The organism is Cellvibrio sp. PSBB023, from assembly GCF_002007605.1.
Classification (GTDB): domain Bacteria; phylum Pseudomonadota; class Gammaproteobacteria; order Pseudomonadales; family Cellvibrionaceae; genus Cellvibrio.
This window is the reverse complement of record NZ_CP019799.1, coordinates 958908-974045: the sequence shown is the minus strand read 5'-3', so window position 1 is coordinate 974045 and position 15138 is coordinate 958908. Positions and strand designations below refer to the sequence as shown.

Genomic DNA, 15138 nt, shown 5'->3' with positions numbered 1-15138 from the left:
CACCTCCGGAAAGAAATCAAGCTAAGGATAGCTCAGTATTTTCCTATGGCTAGCGGATTCAGCGGGATTCCGGCGGCAGAGCGATCAATAATGCGCCCCGGATGGTTGACGTCGACGGGATAGGAACAAGCGATTACCACCCTCTTGCTTGGCACTTTGTTTGGCCTCAGCCAATAACTGCGATATTTGATGATGTGTTTTGCACTGCGCCAAATCCGGTTCTACCGCACCTATTGCCAAGGTTAACGCACCAAACTTTTGCCGACGCCCCTGGCGATCTGTGCTCCAATAATCGGTTGTTGCATCCGGCATCAACCGCTCACTCATGCGGGTAAACTCTGCCAATATTTGTTCACAGCGCTGCTGCCAGTCGGCACAGCGAAAAACCACGATAAAATCATCGCCGCCCACATGCCCGACAAAATCCTGCTGGCTATCCACCGCTGCGCACAAAATTCGACCAAGGTTAAGAATCGCGTCATCACCAGCGCTGTATCCAAAGGCATCATTAAACGGCTTGAAGTGATTGATATCGCAGTAGGCCACCACAAACGCTTTTTGATGCAACAACAAGTGATCAACCCATTCGTATAAAGGCACATTGCCCGGCAGTTGGGTCAAGGGGTTACTGTGACGAGCTACGCGCAATTTTTCTTCGGTGATGGAGCGCAACAAATCACGCACTTTGCCAACACCCAAATACTGATCCTTATCGCTGACGATAAAGTCCACACTGAGATTTTGCCCCGGGTCCTCGCTGATTAATTGCCCAACGGTTTTAAGGTCAGCATTCACATCCACAATAATCGACAAGGCGCAAATAAATTCACTGACCGGTTTCTGTGCATAAAGCTCATGGGCAAAGCGTCGCGAAAAAATATTCAGTATTTCCGCACGGCTGACCATTCCCAACGGCCGTCCTTGGTCGACAACGGGCATACAGGTCAAACGCGTATCGGCACGGAACATTTTAACCAGGGTTTCAGCCGTGACAGACGGCTCAACAAATGCACAATCGACAACAATTTCCCCCACACGGCGCGTGAAATGGTCGTGATAGCGGTGCATAGAGGCGCCGGATAATTGCACTAGGTTCGCGGGCAATTCCGTGGCAGGCAAAGCCTGCGGGTGGGCAATAAAATAGCCTTGGGCATAATCAACACCCATGGTAACCAGCGTGGTAAATTCAGCTGCGGTTTCTATACCTTCTGCAATCGCTTTGTGGCCCATGCGGTGGGCAATATCCAAAATCGCCCGCACGAATTCGCGCTTAACCGGGTCTTTATCAATACCGGCAATAAAGTGGCGATCAATTTTCACATAGTCCGGGCAGAGCTCGCTCCACACCCGCAAGCCAGCATAACCGGCCCCCAAGTCGTCGAGCGCCACAGCAAAACCCTGACGTTTGAAATGATCGGAGGCGGCGCAGAGTAAATCCAGTTCATCCAGTGGTTGGCTTTCAGTGAGTTCAAATACCAGGCGCTCCGCGCTGAGCCCTACACGCTGCAAAATTTCCCGGGTTACGCCATCGCGATACTGGCTATCCGTAAAACTGATGGGACTCATGTTAAGGAATAATTTGCCGGGCAAATTTAACTCGACAAAGCGCTCACACGACACTTCGCGGCAGGCAAACTCCAGGGATGCCAACAGCCGCGATGCACGGGCAACCGCAAATAATCTATCGGGTTTGTGCAAGGGGCTGGTTTCCGGGCCTCGAATCAGCGCCTCGTAACCGATAATACGGGGATTCTCCACCGCCATAATGGGTTGGAAAACAGGGGTTAGCAGCTTGAACTCAATCAAGCGGCGCAATTCCTTGTGCAGAAGTGATGATTGAACAACGTTATTCTGCAAATGCATAGGACCACAACTTAACAGCTGGCGAGGATAGAAAGTAATAGTCAGAATAATCCCGCCGAAAGATGACAGTTTTATGAATGTGGGAATTTGTTGTCATCGACATTGGGCGCTACAATGCCCGCCCCGGCAGCAACCTGCCTACATCATCACCAATCAGTTGATATCATGCCCAACCGCGATCACCCATCCGCTACCAGCCCGGACACCATTTACGCCAACCCTCTGGCCGAGGTCAGCCGTTTTACCTTTGATGAGCGCGTGGTGGATGTCTTCCCCGATATGATCAAGCGCTCAGTGCCCGGTTACGCCACCATCATCAATATGATTGGCAACCTGGCTGAACGCTATGCGCAAGCCAATAGTAATTGCTATGACCTTGGCTGTTCACTGGGAGCCGCGACACTGGCAATGCGTCACCGCATTCAAGCCGCCAATTGCAAAATTATTGGCGTTGATAATTCCGCCGCTATGATTGCACGCTGCCAGCAAGTAATTGCTGCAGACAGCGGTGAAGTACCTGTGGAATTGGTTGAAGCCGCCATTCAACAGGTTGCCATTAACAACGCCTCCATGGCGGTACTGAACTTCACGCTGCAATTTATTTCTGTTGAGGAGCGCCTGCCAACCCTTAGCGCTATTTGTGATGGGCTCAATCCGGGCGGTGTGTTAATTCTCTCGGAAAAAGTGGCGTTTGATGATGAGCCACACCAACAACTAATGACTGAATTGCACCACAATTTCAAACGCGCAAATGGTTATAGTGATTTGGAAATTGCGCAAAAACGCGCCGCGATTGAAAATTATTTAATTCCGGAAACACTGGATGCCCACCGCCAACGTTTACGTCAGGCCGGTTTTTCCAGTGTAGATGTTTGGTTTCAATGTTTTAATTTTGCGTCGCTGATTGCGATTAAATAACTCAAGGCTTTGTAGTGACCCAGATTAATTACGACTATTTACTTCACGCACTGGAAGATACCGCGCTGGCTGATTGGGCCAAAATACTACCAGAGCAAATTGCCGCCGGTCTCAGTGAAAAACGCTACGGTGATTTAGCTGGCTGGAAAGCCTCCTTGGCAAAATTGCCGTCGGTCAGCACGCAGCATATCGAGTTTACTGATGCGGTGCGTATTGGTACGAGCAATGATTGTGACGAGACCACGCGCGCCACCATCAAATCCGTATTGCAAGAATTAATTCCCTGGCGCAAAGGCCCCTACTTTATTCACGACATTCACATTGATACGGAATGGCGCTCGGATTGGAAATGGGATCGTGTGTTGCCGCACCTGGCGCCGCTCAAAGATCGCTTGATTCTGGATGTTGGCTGCGGCAATGGCTATCACTGCTGGCGCATGCTCGGTGCGGGCGCAAAACGTGTGATAGGTATTGATCCATCCCCGCGCTTTATTGTGCAATTTCACATGATCAAACATTTTGCCGGCGCCCATCACCCGGTTGATGTACTGCCGCTCGGTATTGAAGACTTACCCGAAAAATTACACGCCTTTGATACGGTGTTTTCCATGGGCGTTTTTTATCACCGTCGCTCGCCCATGGATCACCTGCTGGAATTAAAAAACACTCTGCGTCCCGGCGGGCAATTGGTGCTGGAGACTCTGGTTATTGAAGGAGAATCTGGCGATGTGCTAGTGCCTGAAGGTCGCTATGGCATGATGAATAATGTGTGGTTTTTGCCCAGTTGCGACACCATGATTTCCTGGCTGCGCAAAATGGGTTATCAAAATCCACGCGTTGTAGATATTTGCCCCACCACAACAGAAGAGCAACGCGCGACGGAATGGATGCGTTTTCATTCACTGCCGGAATTTTTAGATTCCAACAATCCTCAGCGCACCGTTGAAGGCCACCCTGCCCCTATCAGAGCGGTATTTGTTGCCGAAGCCTAAGCAAAATAAAAATCAACACATAAAAAAGCCCCGACTATCTTTTATAGTCGGGGCTTTTTTATTCAGGTTTTCCAAGGTGCTGTACAGCAATTTTGCGACAGCGCCGTTTATACCATTAGAAGCGAATACCACCGCTCAATGCAAAACCTTCTGTTTTATCGGAACCAGTGATATAGGCCAAATTAAATGCGCCCAAGCCAACACCGAATGAGTAGGTATCATCCAGCGCGTCTTTTTGTTCCTGCTCAATACCGGCACGCAAGCGCAATAAATTCCACACACTGTATTCAACACCGGCGCGCAGCATTTGTGTCTCGCCCGGTAATCCGATGGCGGGAACCGCGTTCAAATCCAGCGCCACCTCGGCTTTTAAATTACCCTTCACATAACCAACTGCACCAACAAATTGACGCTCGATAGAGATGACCTCTTCCGGATCGATGGTTTTGTAATCTTTGTTTTGCAAGTTATTTGCCACCAGCCCATAACGCAGATTACCTGCGATATAAGTTAAACCCAAATCATAATTCATTGAGTCTTCTTTGCGAGTGTAGTCATCCGCATCAAAGTCATCTTCGTCAAAATCGGCGACGTTGCTGGTGTAAATAATACTTTCTACTTCTACTTTTTTCGGTTTGAAACCAACCAACAAGTGGTTGCCATTATCCAGAGTGAATGCCTTGGAAAATGCAACGCCTATATCCGTTACGATTGCACCATAACCTTCAATAGTGGATTCCAATTCTGCATTCAGGTCTGATGGATTCAGATTTTGTTCCAGATAGCGGTCAATCAAATCAAGGTCATCCTGCGCAATATCAGGACTGAGTGAAATATAACCGCGTCCGCTAGCAATAAATGCCATAGACACCAATTGATTTGGAATCGATACCGCAACATTTGCGCCTACAGCTACGCGCGCGCTGTCGCCATCAATATCTTGCAAACGTTTTTTCAGCTCCGTCGCCTGTGCGTTAGTCAGCACTTGAGAGTTTTCAATTTCATCAAATAAATCAACCAAATCGTCTGCCTGATCAATCAGGTCGTCCTTATCCGATACCAGAGCGCCGGCACCAATTAAGAGTGCAAAATCATCTTTCTCCGGATCATAGGAGGCACCCAAGCTTGGATTCAGCAGTACGCCCTCAGAGTAGTTACCCGTTGCATATGCAGCCCCGGACATACCGGAAAGACTACCGTGATACTCGCCACCAAACGACGGTAAGGAGGCACTGACCAGTGCAATACTCAATAGCGTTTTTTTCATTAGGATATTCCTTAGATAAGTATAAATTTCAAACAGCGCGGCAAACCCCAAGGGATCGAGTGATCCATTTACAGCGCCTGCAAGTCAGCGGAAAACTTGTGCAAGAAATCAACAAACCATGACTTATGTCACAGTTGCTGGAAAGGATAGCAGAGAAGTATTGAAGGACAAGTTAAGCACTTGGAGAAGCGCTAGGTAGAATTACTCTATTGCGCGCCAAAAGACGTGGCGCGCAATAGGTGTTAATGCAGTGAATATTAGCCCGCGTATTTAATCGAACAACCGTAAGGTGCAGTGCTTGGATTAGTCACCTTGGTTCCGGCTTTTACCGCTTCCAGCGCATCTTTCACGTAAGGAATAGCCTTGGGGATATCCTCCGCTTTAGTTGTTTTAATGCTATCAATTCCACCTTTATAAACCAGTGTGCCTTCTGCATTAATGACAAACATATGCGGAGTCGTTTGCGCGTTATACAGTTTTCCAATGCTGCCATCTGAATCCAGAATCACATGGCTGGGCGCTGCACCGCGCTGCGTATTTAAACTCAAGGCAGTGGCACCATCCACATGCCCTTGTTTACCGGGGGCGGAGGAAATAATTTGCAGCCAAACCACACCATCGGCTGTGGCAGATTTTTGCAAGGCGGGAATGTTACCACTCAAATCATAGTGCTTTTTAACATACGGACATTCATTGTTCGTCCATTCAAGCACCACAGTTTTGCCTTTTAAATCGGCGAGATTAATGGTTGACCCATCAGCGGCAGCCCCCGAAAAAACCGGTGCCGGTTTATCGATAATCGGATTAGCCCATGCCGGTACAGCCGCCAGGGTTATCAGCGCACTGGTTGCTACTACTTTGCCCAGCAATGATTTTGCACCTTGAATAGTTAACATAAGAACTCCTATAGGTTATTAATTAAGATTAGTTACTACAGTTTTCATCAGGCACTTAACATTTACATCACATAAAAAACTCAATAACGACTTGCGTACTCAACGCATGATCAGGATCAATGGGGTTGTTCAATAGCGGCGATTACCATATCCGGTGTCAGTATTTGCGGTAACTCGCGGGGCGCACTGCCCGACTCGGGATAAAAAAGATAAAGCGGTACACCACTACGATTAAATCGTTTTAAAAATGCAGTAATCTCAGGGTCACGATTTGTCCAATCACCTTTTAAATAAGTGATACCCGCGCGATTAAATGCATCAATGACACCTTGATCGCTGAGCGCTACTTTTTCATTCACCAGACAACTAATACACCAGGCTGCGGTGAAATTAACAAATACAGGTTTATTATCGGCGCGCAAGGCATTCAAGCGCGCCTCACTGAATGGTTCCCAATGCTGTGCGGCAGAGGTGCTTGCTTGTGTGCTACTGGTATGAGAACCATCAATGCGGATAAAGCTCATCACCAGCACACCAGCAATAAGCAATACCGCACTGCAACTGCCCAGTCGACGCCATCCGGTTGAGGCATAACGACTGCTGTCGTAAATCCAGGCAGCGAGCGCCAGCAACAACATACCACCCAATACAATTACCAAAGCATCCAGCCCCGCTTGCTGCACCAGAACCCACACCAACCAGATGGCAGCAGCGTACATTGGGAATGCCAGCAGCTGTTTCATCCGCTCCATCCAGGCGCCCGGACGCGGCAACCACCGCTGCAAACGAGGCCAACACGTCAGCAGCAAATACGGCAATGCTAGCCCCAATCCCAAACTCAGAAATACCGCCAAAAGCATCAAGGGTGGCTGCGCCAATGCATAACCCAGTGCTGCAGCCATAAAAGGTGCCGTACAAGGTGTTGCGACAATCGTGGCCAACACGCCAGTAAAAAAACTACCGCCATAGCCTGGCTTTTCGGCAAGCGATGCGCCCACACCCGCAACAGAACCGCCAATGTAAAAAACACCGGACAAGCTCAAACCGACAGCAAACATCAAGTAAGCAACAGCTATAACAAAAAGAGGCGATTGGAATTGGAAACCCCAGCCGATCTGCGCACCACCCGCTTTCAATAGAATCAGTACCAGTGCTAACAGCGCAAAACTCGCTAACACACCCAATGTGTAGGCGGCGCCATGCAGGCGTATTTGTGCAGGGGATTGATGCGCATGGCTAATCAGTGACAGCGCCTTGATCGACAATACCGGAAACACACACGGCATAAGGTTCAAAATAATGCCGCCAATCAGGGCCAACAACAGCGCACTGAAAAAACCGGGCAGCGAGTCGGCAACATCTGCCGTCGTTGCCGCCAATAGAGGGGTATTGATTTCAAAACCACGGATTATGGCGGGCGTGGGAGTGCTTGATCCCTCAACCTGTACCTGCTCTTGAATAACTAACACGCCCGTCAAGGATTGCCCGGGAGATAGAGGTGCCTCGCCCTCCTCAATTACCAACTCCAACCCTTGCGATGTTGTGGTCACCCGCTGCGGGGCACTTTGCTGGATACGCCCCCAATCATAAGGATAAAACCAGATATCGCTGACCTGCGGGATTTGTGCGGCGGGTAATCCGAGCGTTAACCTGAGCTGGGTTTGGCCGCTTGTAGCATCTACTTGTGCCTGATGTGCGCTGATTTTATAAGGGCTGGCAACCGGTAGTTGCGCCAAGGCTTGCTCTATGAGAGGGCTCCCCTGCCCCGTGGATTCTGACGAACCAACAACCGGCAAACTCAGTTCAAGGGCAACTTGCTGGGGAATACATTCTTCTTCGCAAACCAACCAATCCACTAACGCCGCGGCGGTGAACTGATCGCCCGGCTGCAACTGGGCGGGAACACTGATTTTAGTCAGCAGGGTGACGCTATTTTCATAGCCATAATTGGTGATTGGCCCCAGCGAAAAACGGCTGGGGATAGGCCAATAAATCTCGCTAGCCGTCGCCCCCTCCGGCAAGGACCAATCGATAGTCGTGGCATTCCCGGAATCGCCAGGATTAACCCAATAAGTATGCCAGTGAGGAATGATTTGTTGGTGAAGGCCGAGGTAAATCTCGGAGCCGGGGTGCACCGCAGCGACTGATGCCACCAATTGCGCCGCTACTTGCTCTGTCGACGCACGATCAGAAGCCGCCTGTGCGACATGCGCAACCGCCGCTAACAATATCCAGCCTGTAAATCGCCACAGCATTTTCTTCATCTATTGCCCTATAACGCTTCACTTAACCCTGTCATCGCAAAAGCGACTCACTGCTATTGCGTTTTATCGGGTTTTTAACATTGAAGTTTCGCTAATGGGAATAATTTACTTTTCTTAAACCCAGACCGATCACTGCGGCATATCGGTCTGGCGTCAAATCCCTTAAAAACTATGCCAGAGGGATTTCCGGTTTAAGTGCAGAACGGCTCCCCGGTTTGGGCAGGTTATCGGCAGCGCGATAGGTAAATACCATGGAGAACTTGGTCATACCGGTAGTATTGCGGCCAGCGGCGTGGAATAAATTGCTATGGAATAACAACAAATCGCCCTGCGCCAATGGAACAGGCAACGCGGAATCCAGCAGGGTTTTATTACTGGTTAGATCGCTGCGCAGGAATTGGTACTCATCAAGCTGATCACTTTCTATAGCAACGCGGTGGGAGCCCGGAATCACCCAAAGGCAACCGTTCTCCGGCTGCTCATCCCCCAGAGCCAACCAGGCAGAAACCAGCTCGGGGCGCGCAAAGTGCCAATAACGGCTATCGCGGTGCCAGCCTGTTCTACTGGAAAACGCCGGCTGCTTGGTCATGATGCAGTTATGATGCGCCTGGGATAATACAACTCCCTCGCCAAGCAGTTGAATCAACAGGCTTTTCAGAGGTTCACCCGTAGCCCAAGTCAGTAATTCCGCACTCCGTCCGGTTGCCATCAGCAATCGCCGTGCTGTAGCACCACCCTCGGCGCTGCGCGACTCAGGCGCACCGGGATAACGGGTATCCGCCTCAAATTCAATCGGCATAGCCTCCCGGGCAAGCTCTTCCCGGGCAAAGGCCACCACTTGCTCACAAAAATCAGGGGAAGAAAAAGCACGCACGACAATATAACCATCGCGTTGGAAAGCATGCATTTGCGCGGGAGTTAGCATCACGATAGATGACTCAACAGGAGATAAAAAAAGAATTGCCGTTAACAGTTAACACCACTAACGGCCGGAGCGTAATGCAGATTTAAGCCCTACTCAGTCGTCAAGCAGGTCCAGTGGGGTATCCAGGCCAAACTCAACGTGAATTTGCGTACACCAGCGGTTGAGGCGATCCGCACTCAGATTTTCCTGCTGATCTTCATCCAGCGCCAAGCCAACAAACATTCCGGCACCCGGAATTTCTGCTTTTGAAGCCTCGAATTCGTAGCCCTCAGTCGGCCAATGCCCGACAATTTCCGGCCCGCTTTGGATAATCACGTCGTGCAACATACCCATGGCATCCAAAAAATAATCGCCATAACCAAATTGGTCACCCAAACCAAACAGCGCTACTTGCTTGCCGGAGAAATCAACCGCCGCAATATCGTCCCAAAACTCTTCCCAGTCGGATTGGATCTGGCCGAAATCCCAAGTGGGGATACCCAGAATCACTTTGTCGTATTGGGCAAAATCCAATTGGGTAACATCGGCGATATCACGTACATCAACCACATCTTCACCAAAACGCTTTTGAATACGATACGCAACACGCTCGGTATTACCTTCGTCACTGCCAAAAAACAGACCAATCTGGGCCACAATAACCTCGGAATGCAGGGAAAATGAAGTTGCTCATCGCGCAGGTAAAGCCACACCGACGGCAAGGAAAGCGGCGCGGATTTTCCCAAGATTACGCACAGCAAGCAAGCCTATAAATGACGCAGCAAAAACAAATAACCCCGGCAAGCCGGGGTTATGGTAACGAGCGCCAGATAAGGGCACATGATTTAGCTGGTTTTGCTGTCGCGTGCCTCTTTGCGAAACTCTTTACGCTCCATGCGCTTGGATTTCAGCTCAGACAAGGTTTGTTTTTGTTCCGCAGTCAGTACCGCCAAAAATGCCTGATGGCTTTTGGCACCGTTCAAGGCTTGTTGCGCCTGCAAACGCCCCAGGGTTTCAGCCAAACTGTTCAACTCGGCATCATTGGCGCCAGCGGCGCTGGCATTATTCAAGGCGGTGCGCGCATCCTTAAGCTGCTCATGCAATGCTGCGCGTGCCGCTTTATCTGCTTCACGCTGGGATTTCAAGGTCGCCTTCTGGGCATCGGTCAAATCCAACGCGCTGGCTAAGCGGTCAGCATGCTTTTCGCCTTTATGCCAATCTTTGCCAGCATGATAGCCGCCGCAGGATTTAGCCGCTTCAGCAGCCATGCCAGGAGCAACCATACCGGCAGCGCCTATAAGCAATGCACTTGTTGCTAATAATTTGATCGCTTTCATATCAAGTTCCTCTGGTAAGTTAGGTTGACTGAAGCGCCGGATTGCATGATCAGCGCCAGTGAAGTCATTATGGGCGCGATCATGTTAAGATTAGTTAACAATTTCCAAAGAATCATGACTCTCACCGAGGCCTGGTGCACACTCAGCGCCTTAAATAACAAGGGTATGTAATCGCTATGCTCAAGGTTCTCCTCATCGACGACGATAAAGAACTCAGCCAATTACTGAGTGAATATCTGCATACTGAAGGGTTCACTATAGATACCGCCTACGACGGTCAAACAGCGCTGGAACTGGCACTGAAAAATCCCTACTCAGCCATAGTGCTGGATGTAATGCTGCCTATTCGCAACGGTTTTGATGTGCTCAAAAACCTGCGCCAGCACAACCAAACACCGGTGATTATGTTGACCGCCAAGGGTGACACGGTGGATCGCGTTATAGGCCTTGAGATTGGCGCTGATGATTATTTAGCCAAACCCTGTGACCCACGCGAACTTGTCGCACGCATTCGCGCCATTTTGCGACGCGCTAATCAGAAGGAAGTCACTACTAACAGTGTTGAACGCTTATCCTCAGGCAAGTTGTCGCTACACTTGGGCACCCGTACCACCACTTGGGAGGGCAACGAAGTACCACTGACCGGCACCGAGTTTAGTGTGCTTGAAATTCTGGTGCGCCGCGCAGGACAGGTGATTAGCAAAGATGAAATGACCGAGCAGGCGCTGAATCGCAAATTAACCCCCTATGACCGCAGTATTGATGTGCATGTGAGCAACATCCGTAAAAAAATTACGGCGGCAGGCTCATCAAAAGATTTAATTATCAATGTGCGCGGTGCGGGCTATATGCTGACAATGAATGACGATGATTCCGCCGCTTAATGACACGTCTTTATTTAAAAATATTTTTAACCTTTTGGCTGATTACGGTGGCGATTATTATCGGCACCAATCTGGTTGTTCATTGGTTTGATATAACACCGGATGGCAAGCTGCAACACAGCGGAACCGCGAACGATGACGATCCCGCCAAACGCCTGCTCTTCCAAATGGTCGGCAATGCCATTAATCGCAACACTGCACAGCTCACACAAGACCTGCGCGCCATGCCCAGTTGGTCCACTCGGTTTGTGTATGTTGTAGATAAACGCAATCGTGATTTGCTCGATCGCCCACTTCCTCCCGGCGTTATGTTTCTTACACCACGCCTCACCAGCAAACATCCTTTTGATAAGGTGCAGGATCGCAATCGCAAACTATTCGGCCGCTACATCACATTAAATGACGGCAATAGCGTCAAATTAATTACTATTTCTGCCGGACGGGACGAAGGGCAGGATCGCGATATTATCTGGGAATTATTTATCGATAATATTTGGCCGCTGTTACTCGTATCAATTCTTGTCAGCGGCTCAGCCTGTTTTTTTCTCGCACGCCATTTCACGCGCAGCATCAACACTTTACAAAAAGCGACCCATCAAATTGCCCGTGGTGATTTGAGCGTGCGCATCAGCGAACAATTTCGTGGTCGCAACGATGAGATTGCCGCGCTGGGGCGCGATTTTGACAACATGACCGAACGCCTCGAAAAAGCCATGCACGAACAAAAGCGTTTGATCAAAGATGTTTCCCATGAATTGCGCACACCCTTGGCGCGCCTGCAAATCGCCCTCGCTCTGGCGCAACAAAAAAGCGATGGGCAAATTGATCACGAATTAGCGCGCATCAAACAAGCTGCTGATTACTTAAATGACATTATCACTGACATTCTTACGCTGCCTATTCAAGGACAAGACAGCTGGGTGCTGGATGACGTTTTGGACCTGGTTTCACTGCTGCAAACATTGATTGAAAATTACCAGCAGGATGCAGACGAGAAAAATATTCGCATTCTGTTTAAATCTAATCTGGAGGAGGCACTGGTTGCCACTCACGGCAATATGCTTGTAGGGGTTTTTGAAAACACTTTGCGCAATGCCCTGCTCTACACGCCAGCCAATTCGGAAATTTGTATTCAACTCACCGAAACTGGTGACGGAGAGCACTATCGCATCCAAATCATGGACCAGGGGCCTGGTGTGCAGGAAGATGCGCTGGAAGATATATTCCAGCCTTTCTTCCGTACCGATCAGGCCCGCGCCAGAGAGAGCGGCGGCTATGGTTTAGGCCTTGCCATCGCCCATCGCAGCATCGCCCTCCACAAAGGCAAGATCTGGGCGGAAAACCGCCCGACCGGTGGATTAACCCTGGGAATCCTTCTTCCTCAAGTCAATACCTGATTGGTATTACCTGCCAATCAGGAGCCTATAGGATCCCTGACAATTTTTTGACTATCGGCAATAGTTTTCCGCTTTATCATTTCCGCGCCGCGATTTTTTTGGCTTTTCCTGCTGATTCTCACGCCCACAAAAACACTAATCTATTGATTTAAAAGGAGTTTTAAATCCCCCAAGCACATGGCATGGTTTTCGCTAAATAGCCTTCACTAGCGCCCAAATACGCAATGACGGGCGGCAATTATCACCTCAAATGTGACAGGTACTTTATATGCGGGACATGACTATGGTGACCAATGCCCAAAAGGCAAATGGCGCAGGAAATATCCCCCTTGGCATTCCCACGCAGGATCAAGAGCTCGCCGTTCGCGCGCGCTTAACCCAAGCGTTGCAGATGAGCCTGGATCCCAGCGAAATCATTTCACTGTTTTTTCACCAGATACAACCACTGGTGCAAATGTCTGGCGTGCTGTTCAAATCAGCCACCACTAAAGATGATGCGCGCGTAGGACGTGAATCACTGCATCATTGCGATTATCGTTTAACGACTGACGAAGGCTATCTGGGCGAAGTTATTTTCAGCCGCAGCAAACGTTTCAGCGAAGATGAACTCGCACGCATTGAACAACTGCTCAGCTTACTGGTTTATCCATTGCGTAACGCCGTTCGCTATCAAACCGCCATGCGCCTCGCACTGCTGGACCCATTGACGCTTGTAGGTAACCGTGCTGCATTGAATAACAGCCTGAAACGCGAGCTGCAATTGGCGAACCGTCAACACCAGCAATTGTCACTGCTAATGATCGATGTGGATTATTTTAAAAAAATTAACGACGATTACGGCCATCATCGCGGTGACTTGATCCTGTGCGACATTGCAAAAAATATCCAGTCAGTATGCCGTAGCACCGACAGTATATTCCGCTATGGCGGAGAAGAGTTTGTAGTGATTTTAAGTAATACCAATTCACTCGGGGCAGAAATTATTGCCGAGCGAATTCGCCAACAAATTGCCAATACGCAAATTTTTCATAATGGGACAGGTATCAACACCACCGTCAGTATCGGTATCTCAACCCACAATGGCGAACACAATGAGGAAATGGAAAGCCTGTTTGAACGCGCCGACAGAGCACTCTACCGCGCCAAACAATCCGGCAGAAACCGCACTATTAACAGCACGGTAATGCCACTATTTCATCAGTAGCCAGTGAGGCAACTGAACAGCATAAAAAAACGCGCTAATTTAAGCGCGTTTTTTATGCAACAATCACTCTATCAAGCAGTGCAACAAAGTAACCACTACTCAACAATAGGTGGACGCTTGCGTGGTGGTGCTTTTACCCGGCGCGGAGCTGCTGATGCAGACCGCAATTTCTTGTCGTGACGTTCACGTTGCGCGAGTTCGTCGCGAGTAGGTGTCATCATTCGAGTATATGTCGAGCTGTCAAAACCTGCGGTCATACACAAGTCTTCAATTTCACGCTCGGTAAGGTCAATCCACTGCCCTACACGCACATGGGAAGGAATAAAAATATTGGCATAACGCACGCGCTTTAAGCGGCTGACCTTAACGCCCTGTGACTCCCACAAACGGCGCACTTCGCGATTGCGACCTTCCATCACCACGCAATAGAACCAGCGATTTTTTCCTTCGCCTGCACCGTCCACAATATCGGTGAAGCGGGCGATGCCATCATCAAGCACTACACCGCGCAAAAGCACTTGTCGCATATCATCGGTCACTTCACCTTGGATACGCACCAGGTATTCGCGATCAATTACTGATGATGGATGCATCAACTTATTGGCCAACTCGCCATCGTTGGTAAACAACAATAACCCGCTGGTATTGAAGTCCAAACGCCCTACGGAAATCCAACGCTCGCCTTTCAACGACGGCAAGTGATCGTAGACCGTTGGGCGCCCTTCAGGGTCTGAGCGGGAACAAATTTCCCCTTCCGGTTTGTTATATAAAATCACCCGGCGGCGGGTTAATTCGCTGCGCAATACTACGCGCTGACCATTGACAAAAATTTTATCTTGCGCGGTAACACGATCACCTAACTTGGCAATACGATCATTTACCTTAACTTGGCCCAACTCTATGGCGCGTTCCATTTCACGGCGAGAACCAATGCCTGCACGCGCCAGAACTTTTTGTAGTTTTTCATCCGTAGGAGTTGCAATAACCGGTGCTTGCGACTCTGTAGTGGCAACAGCTTTGGTACGCGCCGCTGCAGGTTTTTGCCCAGGCTTGGCCGCCGGCTTTTCAGCTCCATGCTGTTTTTTAACAGCACCATCGTTGGATTTTTTAAACCCATGGGATTTTTCTGCCGATGCTTTTTTTCCACCACCAGCCGATTTAGCACTGGCGTTTTTACCGGCAACTACTGGCTTCACAGCCTTGGTAGGTTTT

General features: G+C 49.5%; 13 protein-coding genes. 5 read left to right on the top strand and 8 right to left on the bottom strand.

Annotation, left to right across the window (positions count from 1 at the left end; genetic code table 11):
- Nucleotides 1–84 precede the first annotated feature (84 nt).
- Nucleotides 85–1863, bottom strand: coding sequence for a bifunctional diguanylate cyclase/phosphodiesterase (locus B0D95_RS04425; RefSeq protein WP_078042767.1), 1779 nt, complete (start codon nucleotides 1861–1863; stop codon nucleotides 85–87).
- A gap of 165 nt (nucleotides 1864–2028) precedes the next feature.
- Here B0D95_RS04425 and cmoA point away from each other — a divergent pair, with 165 nt between their 5' ends.
- Both cmoA and cmoB read left to right on the top strand, forming a co-directional pair.
- Nucleotides 2029–2781: a carboxy-S-adenosyl-L-methionine synthase CmoA gene (gene cmoA / locus B0D95_RS04420; RefSeq protein ID WP_094985962.1), complete on the top strand. Its 753-nt coding sequence runs from the start codon at nucleotides 2029–2031 to the stop codon at nucleotides 2779–2781.
- A gap of 23 nt (nucleotides 2782–2804) precedes the next feature.
- Entirely contained in the window at nucleotides 2805–3773 is a 969-nt protein-coding gene (gene cmoB / locus B0D95_RS04415) for a tRNA 5-methoxyuridine(34)/uridine 5-oxyacetic acid(34) synthase CmoB (RefSeq protein ID WP_210403713.1), read from the top strand.
- A gap of 115 nt (nucleotides 3774–3888) precedes the next feature.
- Here cmoB and traF read toward each other — a convergent pair whose 3' ends face one another.
- The 6 genes from traF to B0D95_RS04385 all read right to left on the bottom strand — a co-directional run bounded on the left by traF (nucleotide 3889) and on the right by B0D95_RS04385 (nucleotide 10441).
- Nucleotides 3889–5040 (bottom strand): conjugal transfer protein TraF, encoded by a 1152-nt coding sequence (gene traF, locus B0D95_RS04410; RefSeq protein WP_078042764.1) that lies wholly within the window; start codon nucleotides 5038–5040, stop codon nucleotides 3889–3891.
- 257 nt (nucleotides 5041–5297) lie between these two features.
- Nucleotides 5298–5936: a redoxin family protein gene (locus B0D95_RS04405; RefSeq protein WP_078042763.1), complete on the bottom strand. Its 639-nt coding sequence runs from the start codon at nucleotides 5934–5936 to the stop codon at nucleotides 5298–5300.
- A gap of 116 nt (nucleotides 5937–6052) precedes the next feature.
- Entirely contained in the window at nucleotides 6053–8200 is a 2148-nt protein-coding gene (locus tag B0D95_RS04400; RefSeq protein ID WP_078042762.1) for a protein-disulfide reductase DsbD, read from the bottom strand.
- 169 nt (nucleotides 8201–8369) lie between these two features.
- Nucleotides 8370–9125, bottom strand: coding sequence for a phytanoyl-CoA dioxygenase family protein (locus B0D95_RS04395; protein ID WP_078042761.1), 756 nt, complete (start codon nucleotides 9123–9125; stop codon nucleotides 8370–8372).
- Nucleotides 9126–9218: 93 nt separating this feature from the next.
- Nucleotides 9219–9761 (bottom strand): flavodoxin, encoded by a 543-nt coding sequence (locus B0D95_RS04390; protein ID WP_078042760.1) that lies wholly within the window; start codon nucleotides 9759–9761, stop codon nucleotides 9219–9221.
- 188 nt (nucleotides 9762–9949) lie between these two features.
- Nucleotides 9950–10441, bottom strand: a complete 492-nt coding sequence (locus B0D95_RS04385; RefSeq protein WP_078042759.1) for a Spy/CpxP family protein refolding chaperone — start codon at nucleotides 10439–10441, stop codon at nucleotides 9950–9952.
- Between the two features lie 176 nt (nucleotides 10442–10617).
- Between B0D95_RS04385 and B0D95_RS04380 the strand changes: the two genes are divergently transcribed.
- The 3 genes from B0D95_RS04380 (at nucleotide 10618) to B0D95_RS21050 (ending at nucleotide 13926) form a co-directional block, all read left to right on the top strand.
- Nucleotides 10618–11325 carry a response regulator transcription factor gene (locus B0D95_RS04380; protein ID WP_078042758.1) on the top strand — a complete coding sequence of 236 codons (708 nt, stop codon included), beginning with the start codon at nucleotides 10618–10620 and terminating at the stop codon, nucleotides 11323–11325.
- Nucleotides 11325–12722 carry an ATP-binding protein gene (locus B0D95_RS04375; protein ID WP_078042757.1) on the top strand — a complete coding sequence of 466 codons (1398 nt, stop codon included), beginning with the start codon at nucleotides 11325–11327 and terminating at the stop codon, nucleotides 12720–12722. Before B0D95_RS04380 ends, B0D95_RS04375 begins: the two co-directional genes overlap by 1 nt.
- 268 nt (nucleotides 12723–12990) lie before the next feature.
- Nucleotides 12991–13926 carry a GGDEF domain-containing protein gene (locus B0D95_RS21050; RefSeq protein WP_305763980.1) on the top strand — a complete coding sequence of 312 codons (936 nt, stop codon included), beginning with the start codon at nucleotides 12991–12993 and terminating at the stop codon, nucleotides 13924–13926.
- Nucleotides 13927–14021: 95 nt separating this feature from the next.
- Here the strand turns inward: B0D95_RS21050 and rluB are convergent, their stop codons facing one another.
- Nucleotides 14022–14909 (bottom strand): 23S rRNA pseudouridine(2605) synthase RluB, encoded by an 888-nt coding sequence (rluB, locus tag B0D95_RS04365; RefSeq protein ID WP_246841782.1) that lies wholly within the window; start codon nucleotides 14907–14909, stop codon nucleotides 14022–14024.
- Between the last annotated feature and the right edge of the window lie 229 nt (nucleotides 14910–15138).

Excerpts from the sequence above, each read along its gene's own strand:
- B0D95_RS04405 (WP_078042763.1), bottom strand. The coding sequence starts at position 5,936 with ATGTTAACTATTCAAGGTGCAAAATCATTGCTGGGCAAAGTAGTAGCA.
- traF (WP_078042764.1), bottom strand. The coding sequence starts at position 5,040 with ATGAAAAAAACGCTATTGAGTATTGCACTGGTCAGTGCCTCCTTACCG.
- B0D95_RS04375 (WP_078042757.1), top strand. The coding sequence starts at position 11,325 with ATGACACGTCTTTATTTAAAAATATTTTTAACCTTTTGGCTGATTACG.
- B0D95_RS21050 (WP_305763980.1), top strand. The coding sequence starts at position 12,991 with ATGCGGGACATGACTATGGTGACCAATGCCCAAAAGGCAAATGGCGCA.
- B0D95_RS04400 (WP_078042762.1), bottom strand. The coding sequence starts at position 8,200 with ATGAAGAAAATGCTGTGGCGATTTACAGGCTGGATATTGTTAGCGGCG.
- B0D95_RS04380 (WP_078042758.1), top strand. The coding sequence starts at position 10,618 with ATGCTCAAGGTTCTCCTCATCGACGACGATAAAGAACTCAGCCAATTA.
- cmoA (WP_094985962.1), top strand. The coding sequence starts at position 2,029 with ATGCCCAACCGCGATCACCCATCCGCTACCAGCCCGGACACCATTTAC.
- B0D95_RS04385 (WP_078042759.1), bottom strand. The coding sequence starts at position 10,441 with ATGAAAGCGATCAAATTATTAGCAACAAGTGCATTGCTTATAGGCGCT.
- B0D95_RS04425 (WP_078042767.1), bottom strand. The coding sequence starts at position 1,863 with ATGCATTTGCAGAATAACGTTGTTCAATCATCACTTCTGCACAAGGAA.
- B0D95_RS04395 (WP_078042761.1), bottom strand. The coding sequence starts at position 9,125 with ATGCTAACTCCCGCGCAAATGCATGCTTTCCAACGCGATGGTTATATT.